The sequence below is a fragment of the Cognatishimia sp. genome, from assembly GCF_964229375.1.
Classification (GTDB): domain Bacteria; phylum Pseudomonadota; class Alphaproteobacteria; order Rhodobacterales; family Rhodobacteraceae; genus Cognatishimia.
This window is the reverse complement of sequence record NZ_CAXREH010000134.1, coordinates 1-11236: the sequence shown is the minus strand read 5'-3', so window position 1 is coordinate 11236 and position 11236 is coordinate 1. Positions and strand designations below refer to the sequence as shown.

The following is an 11236-nucleotide window of genomic DNA, read 5'->3' as shown; positions in this document are numbered from 1 at the left end:
CTGCAGGCCTATGAATACTCTCACGCTGCCTTCGGTTTTGCTGGCAACATCTATGGCGCGAACTTCTTTATGGCGACGGGCTTCCACGGCTTCCACGTTGTGGTTGGCACGATCTTCCTGGCGGTATGTTTGCTGCGGGCTCTGAAGGGCCACTTCACCCCAGAACGCCACATCGGCTTTGAAGCTGCCGCATGGTACTGGCACTTTGTTGACGTTGTCTGGCTGTTCCTTTTCGCAGCGGTCTACGTCTGGGGCCAATAAGCCGAACGTTGAAAGGTTGAACCTTTCGTTCGGATAGGATTAAAGCAAGTCGCGGCAGGGCAACCTGCCGCGATTTCCTTTTCGAGTACAGGGCCTGAAAGGACTTGGTGTGCAACGTCTGATCCTCCCGCTTGGGTTTGGCATAATCGGCATCGTGATTTTGGTTTCGCTGGGCAACTGGCAGATGCGACGGCTGGCTTGGAAAGAAGACATCCTTGCGCAGATCGATGCGCGGATCGCGGCAGAAACGGTGCCGCTTCCTGAGGTGCTGGATCCTGAGGCAGATCGTTTTCTGGCGGTTCAGGTCGACGGCCAGATGACCACAGACGAACTGCATGTCTATGCCTCAACCAAAACCACCGGTGCAATCTATCGCGTGATCGCGGCTTTTGAGACGACAGATGGCCGACGGATCCTTGTGGACCGTGGCTGGATAAAACCCGAGTTCAAAGACAGCCCGCGTGCCGCATCCGACGTGGTCATAGAGGGCAATTTGCATTGGCCCGAAGAGCGCGACAGCTATACGCCCGAGAATGATCTTGCCGGAAATATCTGGTTCGCGCGGGATGTGGAGGCCATGGCCGCGGCGCTAAATACGGCGCCAATTCTGGTTGTGGCGCGTGAAACGTCGCAAACAAACCCGGCGGTGACGCCATTGCCGGTGACGTCCACCGGTATTCCAAACGATCACTTGAACTATGCCGTGACCTGGTATGGATTGGCTCTGGTCTGGCTGGCGATGACGCTGTATTACCTGCGCCGCATGCGCGCGAAACATAAGGTCTAAGAGACGTGAAATATATCTCTACCCGTGGGGACGCCCCAGAACTTAGCTTTGCAGAGGCAATGTTGACAGGACTTGCTCGGGACGGGGGGCTTTATGTTCCCAAAAAGATCCCGACCATGGCGCAGGACGACATCGCAGCCCTGGCAGGCAAGACCTATGAAGAAGTCGCTTTTGCGGTGATGCAGCCTTTCGTCGGCGACAGCTTCACCGACGACGAATTCAAGGGCATTATCCAGCGTGCCTATGCTGGCTTCCGCCATGAGGCGCGCGCGCCTTTGGTGCAGCTTGCCCCCAACCACTATCTGCTTGAACTGTTCCATGGACCCACTCTGGCGTTCAAAGACTTTGCCATGCAGCTCATAGGTCAGCTGTTTCAATTCGAACTGTCCCGCCGCGGTGAAAAAGTCACGATTGTTGGCGCCACCTCTGGCGACACAGGCTCTGCAGCTATCGAGGCCTTCCGCGGGCTCGACAATGTCGATGTCTTTATTCTGTTCCCGGATGGCCGTGTGTCCGACATCCAGCGTAAGCAGATGACCACTCCGGGCGACGACAACGTTCACGCGCTGGCGCTGGACGGCGATTTTGACGATTGTCAGGCGCGTCTGAAAGACATGTTCAACGATTTCGAGTTCCGCGATGGCGTCAAGCTGGCGGGTGTGAACTCGATCAACTGGGCCCGCGTTTTGGCGCAGGTGGTGTATTATTTCTCGTCCGCAGTTTCGCTGGGTGCGCCGCATCGCAAAGTGTCTTTCACCGTACCAACCGGCAACTTCGGTGACATCTTTGCAGGCTATATCGCCAAGCGCATGGGGCTGCCCATTGAAAAGCTGGTGATCGCGACAAACCAGAATGACATTCTGCACCGCACCATGGAAACGGGGGCCTATACCAAGCAGGGCGTGACCCCGTCGATCAGCCCCTCGATGGACATTCAGGTCAGCTCGAACTTTGAGCGCGCGCTGTTTGACGCCTATGATCGCGACGGGTCTGCGGTGAGCCAGCTGATGGAGGATCTCAAAGAGGGTGCCTTTACCATCAGCCAAGGTGCCATGGAGATGCTGCGCGAGAACTTCGCGTCGGGCCGTGCATCCGAGGACGAGACCTCTGACACCATCAAATCAGAATACGCCGCCACCGGCGAAGTTCTGTGTCCGCATTCGGCAATCGGTGTAAAGGTCGGCAACGAACATCTGTCAGACACGCCGATGATCACTCTGGCCACCGCGCATCCGGCGAAGTTCCCCGACGCGGTCGAAGCGGCCATGGGCGCGCGTCCGGACCTGCCGCCCCATATGGCGGATATGATGGACAAAGAAGAACGCGTCTGCCGCGTGCCAAACCAGCTGGCGCTTTTGGAAACCCTTATCAAAGATCGGATCGCAGCGCGTTGACGGTAAAACTGCACACACTCTCAAATGGGTTCACCATTGTCACCGAGAACATGCCGGGCCTGCAATCGGCGTCGGTCGGCATCTGGGTGACCGCAGGCGGGCGTCACGAACGCATCGCCCAGAATGGCATCGCGCATTTTCTAGAGCACATGGCGTTCAAGGGCACCGATCGTCGCAATGCGCTTGAGATCGCGGAAACCATTGAAGACGTGGGTGGCTATATCAACGCCTATACCAGTCGCGAGGTCACGGCCTATTATGCGCGGGTGCTGAAAGGCGACGTTCCGCTGGCCATCGACGTGATTGGTGACATCCTTTTGAACCCAGTGTTTGACCCTAGTGAAATCGAGGTTGAACGCGGGGTGATCCTGCAGGAAATCGGTCAGGCGCTGGATACGCCGGATGACGTGATCTTTGATTGGCTGCAAGAACGCGCCTATCCGGATCAGCCGATGGGCCGCACTATCCTAGGGCCGCAAGAGCGTGTTAGCGCGTTTACGCGCGACGATCTGAAAACCTTTGTGTCCGAACACTACAGCCCTGATCGCATGATCCTGTCGGCCGCTGGCGGAGTGGATCACGACCAGATCGTCAAGATCGCAGAAGAGATGTTTGGCCATCTGCCCAAGGGCTCTTTCCGCCCGATGGAGGCCGCACGCTTTGCCGGCGGTGAGTACCGCACCGAAAAGAGCCTTGAGCAGGCGCATTTCGCGCTTGGCTTTGAAAGCCCTGACTATAAGAGCGACGAAATCTATACCGCGCAGATCTATTCGATCGCGCTTGGTGGCGGCATGTCCTCGCGCCTGTTTCAGGAAGTGCGCGAGAAACGCGGGCTTTGCTATACGATCTATGCCTCCGCCGGGGCCTATGCCGATAGCGGCATGATGACGATTTATGCGGGCACCTCTGGCGATCAGGTCGAAGATCTGACGAACATTACCATCGACGAGCTGAAACGCGCGGCTGATGATATGAGTGCCAAGGAAATTGATCGGGCCAAGGTTCAGATGAAGGCTGGTATGCTGATGGGGTTGGAAAGCCCTTCAAGCCGCGCCGAGCGTCTGGCGCGCATGGTGTCAATCTGGGGCAGGGTGCCCGGACTTGAAGAAACCGTTGCCAAAATCGATGCGGTTTCGCAAAACGACGTGCGCGATTTTGCGGCCCATATGGCGGTGAAGGCACCTGCGGCCCTGGCCCTCTATGGTCCGGTCTCTGGTGCTCCGGCGCTGGAACAGATCCAATCCCGTCGCGCCGCCTGATGTTATTGACGCGCAAGAAAGTCCGGATCGAGACAGAGCGGATGACCTTGCGCCCGCCTGCTCATGGTGACTTTCGTGCATGGGCGGGCCAACGCGAAGGCAGCGTGGATTTTCTGGCCCCGTGGGAGCCCGCTTGGGCCGCCGATCATCTGACACGTAAGAGTTTCACCAACCGGGTCTATTGGGCGCAGCGCGCGATTACCAACGGCTCGGCCATGCCATTGTTTTTGATGGATCGCGCCTCGGGCGCTCTGATCGGGGCCATCACGCTGGACAATATCCGGCGCGGCCCGTCGCAGGCCGGAACGCTTGGCTATTGGGTGGGACAGAGTTTTGCTCGCCAGGGATATATGCGCGAAGCGATTGAAGCGGTGGTGCATTACGCCTTCACGCAGATGGATCTCAGCCGGATAGAGGCGGCCTGCCTGCCTGAAAACACTCCCAGCCGAGGGGTGCTTGAGAAGTCCGGCTTTAAGTATGAAGGCGTGGCGCAAAGCTATCTTCAGATCAACGGACGCTGGCGCACCCATGTGCTTTATGCCTGCTTGCGCAGCGACCGTCGTGGGCGCACCACAGCCGGGTGAGACCGTTGAGCCCGCAGGAGCCTCCGGCGGGAGTATTTCTGACAAGATGAAATTCTGATCAGGCGTGCTATCTTCTGAGACAGGAGGGTCGCCGATGCGTTGGTTTGTGATTTTGTTTTGTTTTTTTGTCACCGCGGCTCAGGCTCAGGCTCAGGAGCGTCGCTATAGCCACTGCATTGCTTTGGCAGAGCAGACGCCGGGGTTAAGCTTTGTCCATCTGGCCAGTTTCCGTGACCCTGTGGCGCAGGACACCGTGCGCATTAGGTATTTGGATCATTCCGCATTTCTTCTTCAGACCGAGGGCGGGCTGTCTGTTGTGACGGACTATACGGGCTATGTTGGGAACGTGGATTTCCTGCCGGATGTCGTCACGATGAACCATGGCCACAGTAGCCATTGGACACCGGTGCCCGACCCGGCAATTCCGCATGTGCTGCGAGGCTGGGGCGAATATGGGCAAGGGATCGAGCATCATCTGGATCTGGGCGAGTTGCTGGTACGGAATGTCTCGACCGATATTCGCTCGGGCTTTGGCGTCGAGCCCAAGGGCAATTCGATTTTTATTTTCGAGGTGGCTGGGCTGTGTATCGGCCATCTGGGGCATTTGCACCATGAACCGGATGCGGCGCAGTATGCGGCCTTAGGGCGGCTGGATGTGGTGATGGCCGCGATTGATGGCGGGCTGACGTTAGATCACCAAACCATGATGCGGATCTTGCGGCGACTGCGATCATCCGTCGTTGTGCCCATGCACTGGTTCGGGCGCGGCACATTGGACAGTTTCCTGATCGGGCTTTCACGCGATTTTGCCATTGTGGATGAGGGCGTGCATGAACTGGACGTGTCGCTGCGTAGCTTGCCGGACCGGCCGACCATAGTGGTTCTGCAGCCAAGATTTTTAACTGAGCCCTAGACGCTTGGTCTGGACGTGATAGGCCTATGTCCATGACGCTAAAGCCCGCCGATTCCGAATTTCTGTCCCGCCTGTCCTCACATCTGGATGCGGGGGTGTTGTCTGAGCCAGAGCCACGATACCTGGAAGAGCCACGTGGGCGGTTTGAGGGGCAGGCAAGCGTGATTGCCAAGCCGCGCACTGTGCAGGAGGTTGCCGAGATCGTGCGCCACTGCCATGCGGCCTCTGTGCCTGTTGTGCCCTATGGTGGCGGCACCGGGCTTGTTGGTGGGCAGGTGAAGGGCGAGGGGGTTGTCCCTGTTGTTATCTCGCTTGAGCGCATGCGTCATGTCCGAGAGGTTTTTGCCAAAGAGAACGTGCTGATCGCCGAGGCCGGCGCCGTTTTGGAGACGGTGCAACAGGCCGCGCAGCAGGCAGACCGGCTGTTTCCCTTGTCGCTGGCGGCGCAAGGCTCGTGTCAGATTGGCGGCAACCTGGCGACCAACGCAGGGGGCGTGAATGTGCTGCGCTATGGCAATGCGCGGGATCTGTGTCTGGGGCTTGAGGCGGTGCTGCCCAACGGTGAGATCTGGCATGGCCTCAGCCGCTTGCGCAAAGACAATACGGGCTATGATCTGCGCAATCTGTTGATTGGCTCTGAAGGGTCTTTGGGGATCATCACAGCGGCGGCGTTGAAACTGTTTGCGCGCCCTGTGTGCAGCGGCACGGCGCTGATGGCGGTGCCATCGGTGCAGGCGGCATTGGATCTGTTGGCGATCACACGCGATCATGTGGGCGAGGCGGTCTCGGCCTTTGAGCTGATCCACCGGGAAGGTCTGAATTTCCTTGAGGAAACCATGCCTGAGGTCCGGCAGCCCTTTGCAGAAAGGCCCGAATGGGCGGTTCTGATCGATCTTGGGCTGGGTGCGGGGCAGGTGCCAGAAGAGATGTTGGAGGCGATTTTCGCCACCGCTCTGGAGCGTGATTTGGTGCTGGACGGGGTGATCGCCCAGTCAGAGGCGCAGCGGGCCGAGTTCTGGACTGTGCGGGAGAGCATCCCCTTGGCCAACCGCAAGATCGGTGCAATTCTTAGCAACGATATTTCTATTCCGATCTCGCGTATCGCTGATTTCGTGGAAGAAGGTCGGGGAGTTCTGGCCAAGCTAGGCCCGCTTCGCATCAATGCGTTCGGCCATCTTGGGGATGGCAATCTGCACTATAACATCTATCCCACGAAAGGAGAAAACAGGAATGATTACAATCACCTGATCGACGATATTAAGGATGCGGTGAACGGGTTGGTTCACAGCTATCAGGGCTCGATCAGTGCCGAGCATGGGATTGGCCGCATGAAGGCAGGCGAGCTTGAGCGCTATGCTGATCCGGTAAAGCTCGCCGCGATGCGCGCCATAAAGGCGGCGCTGGATCCTAAGGGGATTATGAACCCGGGGGTTGTGTTGCGGGCCTAAAGCCCCTCGAACTCGCAAAGGACCGAGACGTCCATCCCCATCGCTTCCAGCTTTTTGCGACCGCCAAGTTCCGGCAGGTCGATGATAAAGGCACAGCCGACGATTTCGCCACCCAGACGCTCGACCAGCTTGATGCCAGCTTCGGCGGTGCCGCCGGTCGCCAGCAGATCGTCTACGACCAAGATTTTCTCGCCGGGCTGGATTGCGTCGTCATGCACTTCGACGATGGCTTCGCCATATTCCAGCTTATAGTCCTGCGAAATCGTGGTGCCGGGCAGTTTGCCCTTTTTGCGGATCGGCACAAACCCAACGCTGAGCTGGTGGGCAATGGCGCCGCCCAGGATAAAGCCGCGCGCTTCAAGGCCAACGACTTTGTCGATCTGTTCGCCCGCATAGGGGTGCAACATTTGATCGATCGCCATGCGAAACCCGCGCGGGTCGGCGAAAAGCGTCGTGACATCGCGGAACATGATGCCCTCGTGCGGGAAATCCACGATGGTGCGGATATAGTCTTTGACATCTGTGGATCGTGGCATCTGGACCTCCTGTGACGCTCGCTCGCGGGTTTTACCCCAGCGGGGTCATAAAGCAAGGGGCGGTATCGCCGTTCGCGGCGTTTTGATGACAGGCAAGCGCTAGGCGCGTTTGAGCGTCGCGGTTAGGCCGGCCATCGCGATCAGGGTCAGCCCACCGGCGCGTGTTAACCAGGCGATGACGCTGGGACGCGAGATCAAGCTGCGCAATTTGTCCGCCGCCAACGCAAAAACCAGAGCGTTCAGGGTCGCAAAGCCCACAAAGGTTGCGATCATGATGCCAAACTGCGGTGCGATCGGCAGGGTTGGGCTGACGAATTGCGGCACAAAGGCGATGAAAAACCCGATGCTTTTCGGGTTCAGTGCTGTGACAGTCGTCGCGTGCCAAAAGATGGTTTTTGCGGATTGGCTGTCGGTGCGGATCAACTCGCTGGCGGTGGCATCCTTGGCGCTGAGGAACAGTTTTGCGCCCAGATACAGCAGATAGGCAGCTCCGGCCCATTTCAGAACCATGAATGCGGTTGCCGAGGTCATGACCAAAGCGCCCAGCCCCAAAAGCGAGGCTGTCATTGCGATGAAGTCCCCAAGTGCCACGCCAGCCGCAGTGGCCAAGGCCACCGAACGCCCCTGTGACAAGGCATAGGACAGAACCAACAGAACCGTTGGCCCCGGGATCATCAAAAGGGCGAGGGATGCGGCGGTAAACGCAAGCCAGATGTCAAATTCCATGCCGAGGCCTCTTGTGTGTCAGACGCCTCAGCAAAGCCAGACTTCGGCTATGGGGTCAAGCGTTCAGAATACGGCCCGCGACTGCATCAAGTTTCGCAACCAGCGCAGGATCTCGGGCGTCGGGGGCCGTCAGGATGGCGAACTCCAGCGCCTTGTCGCAACCGTGCGGGCAATCCTCACGTTCGGCGCCCAAGAGCGCGGGCAGCTCTTTGACAAGATTGCGCGCTTTGTCGGCGTTGCCCATCAGGGTTTTGATGATCTCGGTGACATCGACTTCGCCGTGGTCAGGATGCCAGCTGTCATAGTCAGTAATCATCGCAACCGAGGCATAGCACAGCTCTGCTTCGCGGGCGAGTTTCGCTTCGGGCATGTTGGTCATGCCGATCACGTCACAGCCCCAGCTTTCGCGATACATTTTGGATTCCGCCAGCGTCGAGAACTGAGGCCCTTCCATCGCAAGATAGGTGCCCCCGCGATGCACGTTGATACCGGCGGTGTTGGCCGCGGTCTCACAGGCGTCAGACAGCCGCGGGCAGGTTGGATGCGCAACTGACACATGCGCAACGCAGCCGGTTCCAAAGAACGATTTTTCACGTGCGAAAGTTCGATCAATGAATTGATCTACAATCACAAAATCACCCGGCGCCATATGTTCGCGGAAAGAGCCACAGGCCGAAACCGAGATCACATCGGTGACGCCAATCCGTTTAAGCGCATCGATATTGGCGCGGTATGGAACGGTGGTTGGGGAATGACGGTGCCCACGGCCATGACGTGGAAGAAACGCCATTTTCACGCCGTTCAGCGTACCTGTCAGGATCTCGTCTGATGGATCACCCCAAGGTGTCTCAACCCGCGTCCAGTTCGCGTTCTCCAGCCCGTCGATGTCATAAATACCCGAGCCGCCGATCACGGCGATCATTGTGTCTGTCATGCCTAATCCGTCCTATTGGTTGCGGTATTTTTGGCCGCGCTGGCGGCCAGATGCAACCATGTCGCGCGATTAAAGTCCGCGCAGTTCACTCTGAGCGGCAAAGTCGGCCATTGCGTCGGAAAACCCAGCCAGAGGCCACGTTAGATCCTGCGCATTGCCGTGGCGATCACGAAAGGTAAAGCGAAACGCGTCCCCGTCTTCCATTGATTGCAACAAGGCCGTGGCGTCCTCGCCCTCAAAGGTGCAGGACAAGCCTGTCAGACATCCGGGGCGACGGGTGCGCCATAGATCGCCGCCCATGTCCTCGATGCGAAAGCCGTTTGGACCAAACAGAGTGCCCGGTTCCATGCCGAAATCCACTTCGGGGCCATCCTCGCCGTTCACGATAAAGAAAAACTGAGCGCCAAATTCGGGCTGCGGGGAAAAGACGTCAACATAGCGCACATAGCAGCGCTGGTTCAGCACATCGCCCTCCATGCGTTCATCGCATGAGGACAGAAAGATCCCGAACCGCTCAAAATGCGTCACTTTCCAGTTGCTTGCGGTGTCATTGCCTTCCAGGTCTTGAGCAAAGGCAGGCGCGCTGACTGCGACCAGAGCAGTGATGAGTTTTTTAAGCATGTATTGATCCCTCTTGACGTGCCTCATGCATGGGCGGACCCCTAAAAATGGGCAAGTCAAATTCCCGCGACCGGGCCGTGAGACTTGTGAACAAACCGCTTTTCCGATACGGGGCGGGTCTATCCAGTTTCCAGCCCATAGGATCGCCCGATGAAACGCGCTGTTTTGGCGAATTTTGCCAAGAATATTTCTCCTCCGAACTTGTCGATCATGCAGGACGAGGGGTGGTCGGTGTCTCGTGTCCGCACGGAACTTTTGTCTGGTCTGACCGTGGCTCTGGCCTTGGTGCCCGAGGCGGTCGCCTTTGCGTTTGTCGCGGGCGTGCATCCGTTGGTTGGTCTTTATGCAGCGTTTCTGGTCGGGTTGATCACAGCCTTGATCGGCGGGCGGCCCGGCATGATCTCGGGCGCGACCGGTGCGCTGGCAGTTGTGATGGTTGCGCTGGTTGCGGAACATGGCGTGCAGTATCTGTTTGCGACCGTTGTTCTTATGGGGATTTTGCAAGTCATCGCCGGCGTGATGCAATGGGGCAAGTTCATTCGCCTTGTGCCGCATCCGGTGATGCTTGGCTTTGTGAACGGTCTGGCCATTGTGATCTTCCTTGCGCAGCTGACCCAGTTCAAAGTGCCCGGGTCGGTTGAAAACACAGGCCACGGCACCGGTGGCGGTGAATGGCTGGCAGGGCCGCAGCTGGCCACGATGCTGGGGCTTGTGGCGCTGACGATGGCGATCATTTGGGTGATGCCTCGGATCACCAAAGTCATCCCCGCGCCTTTGGCGGGCATCGGCATCGTCGCTGTTCTGGTGATTGCGTTTGGGCTTGATGTGCCGCGCGTGGGCGATATGGCCTCGATCGAAGGCGGCCTGCCACTGTTTCAGGTGCCAATGGTTCCTTTGAACATGGAGACCTTACAGATCATCCTGCCTTACGCTGTGATCCTTGCAGCCATTGGTCTGATCGAAAGCCTGCTGACCCTGAACCTTGTTGGTGAGATCACCGGCAAGCGGGGCGGGGCGAGCCAAGAGTGTATCGCACAAGGCACGGCCAATGTTGTGACCGGTTTCTTTGGCGGAATGGGCGGCTGTGCCATGATTGGTCAGTCCATGATCAACGTGAAATCAGGCGGGCGCACACGGATCGCGGGCGTCTTTGCTGCCCTGTGTCTGTTGTTGTTCATCGTGGCCGCGAGCCCCTTGATCGAGCAAATTCCGCTGGCGGCATTGGTCGGTGTGATGTTCATGGTGGTGATCGGTACCTTCGCGTGGAACTCGTTGAAAATCATGCGCAAAGTGCCACTGACGGACGCATTTGTGATCGTTCTGGTCACCGTTGTTACAGTCATGACCGACCTCGCGATTGCGGTTGTGGTCGGGGTGATCGTCTCGGCGCTGGCTTATGCGTGGGGCAACGCGACGCGGATCACGGCAACAACGCGGGAATCCGTTACGGACAAAGGCGCGAAGGTCTATGAAATTCAGGGGCCGTTGTTCTTTGGCTCTTCTGAAGGATTTGTCGAGCTGTTTGACGTTCCAAACGATCCCGACAGCGTTATCGTCGATTTCGCCAACAGCCGTGTGGCCGATCAATCCGCGCTTCAGGCGATCGAAGCGATGGCGGCGAAATATGAGGCAGCGGGCAAAAAGCTGACCCTGCGCCACCTTAGCCGCGACTGTCACGAGCTGCTGACCCGCGCAGGGCACCTGATGATCGACAGCGATGATGATCCCGATTACCAGATCGCGGCGGACTATTCCGTACGCACGGGCATTCTG

General features: G+C 58.2%; 12 protein-coding genes. 8 read left to right on the top strand and 4 right to left on the bottom strand.

The annotated features are described in order from the left end of the window. The 7 genes from ACEQWH_RS10260 to ACEQWH_RS10230 all read left to right on the top strand — a co-directional run. On the top strand, positions 1-261 hold a 261-nt coding region (locus tag ACEQWH_RS10260), incomplete at its 5' end, for a cytochrome c oxidase subunit 3 (protein WP_370230440.1). A gap of 109 nt (positions 262-370) precedes the next feature. Beyond that, positions 371-1048 (top strand): SURF1 family protein, encoded by a 678-nt coding sequence (locus ACEQWH_RS10255; RefSeq protein WP_370230439.1) that lies wholly within the window; start codon positions 371-373, stop codon positions 1046-1048. 5 nt (positions 1049-1053) lie between these two features. After that, positions 1054-2442 carry a threonine synthase gene (thrC, locus tag ACEQWH_RS10250; protein WP_370230437.1) on the top strand — a complete coding sequence of 463 codons (1389 nt, stop codon included), beginning with the start codon at positions 1054-1056 and terminating at the stop codon, positions 2440-2442. Further along, positions 2439-3701 carry a M16 family metallopeptidase gene (locus ACEQWH_RS10245; protein ID WP_370230435.1) on the top strand — a complete coding sequence of 421 codons (1263 nt, stop codon included), beginning with the start codon at positions 2439-2441 and terminating at the stop codon, positions 3699-3701. The genes thrC and ACEQWH_RS10245 overlap by 4 nt, the downstream gene beginning before the upstream one ends. Continuing rightward, entirely contained in the window at positions 3701-4285 is a 585-nt protein-coding gene (locus tag ACEQWH_RS10240) for a GNAT family N-acetyltransferase (RefSeq protein WP_370230433.1), read from the top strand. Before ACEQWH_RS10245 ends, ACEQWH_RS10240 begins: the two co-directional genes overlap by 1 nt. 94 nt (positions 4286-4379) lie before the next feature. Then, positions 4380-5198: an MBL fold metallo-hydrolase gene (locus ACEQWH_RS10235; protein ID WP_370230432.1), complete on the top strand. Its 819-nt coding sequence runs from the start codon at positions 4380-4382 to the stop codon at positions 5196-5198. Between the two features lie 32 nt (positions 5199-5230). Further along, complete coding sequence (locus ACEQWH_RS10230; protein WP_370230442.1) at positions 5231-6646, top strand: FAD-binding oxidoreductase; 1416 nt, start codon at positions 5231-5233, stop codon at positions 6644-6646. Here ACEQWH_RS10230 and ACEQWH_RS10225 read toward each other — a convergent pair. The 4 genes from ACEQWH_RS10225 to ACEQWH_RS10210 all read right to left on the bottom strand — a co-directional run bounded on the left by ACEQWH_RS10225 (position 6643) and on the right by ACEQWH_RS10210 (position 9463). Further along, a complete protein-coding gene (locus tag ACEQWH_RS10225) occupies positions 6643-7182 on the bottom strand; it encodes an adenine phosphoribosyltransferase (protein ID WP_370230429.1) in 540 nt (179 codons plus the stop codon). The two genes, ACEQWH_RS10230 and ACEQWH_RS10225, sit on opposite strands and share 4 nt — an antisense overlap. A 99-nt stretch (positions 7183-7281) precedes the next feature. Then, positions 7282-7908 (bottom strand): LysE family translocator, encoded by a 627-nt coding sequence (locus tag ACEQWH_RS10220; RefSeq protein ID WP_370230427.1) that lies wholly within the window; start codon positions 7906-7908, stop codon positions 7282-7284. Positions 7909-7963: 55 nt separating this feature from the next. After that, positions 7964-8842 carry an S-methyl-5'-thioadenosine phosphorylase gene (locus tag ACEQWH_RS10215; protein ID WP_370230425.1) on the bottom strand — a complete coding sequence of 293 codons (879 nt, stop codon included), beginning with the start codon at positions 8840-8842 and terminating at the stop codon, positions 7964-7966. Positions 8843-8911: 69 nt separating this feature from the next. Then, positions 8912-9463: a hypothetical protein gene (locus ACEQWH_RS10210; RefSeq protein ID WP_370230423.1), complete on the bottom strand. Its 552-nt coding sequence runs from the start codon at positions 9461-9463 to the stop codon at positions 8912-8914. Positions 9464-9613: 150 nt separating this feature from the next. On the opposite strand from ACEQWH_RS10210, the gene ACEQWH_RS10205 reads away from it, so the two are divergent. Next, positions 9614-11236 (top strand): SulP family inorganic anion transporter (locus tag ACEQWH_RS10205; RefSeq protein ID WP_370230420.1); only part of this gene is annotated, 1623 nt, incomplete at its 3' end.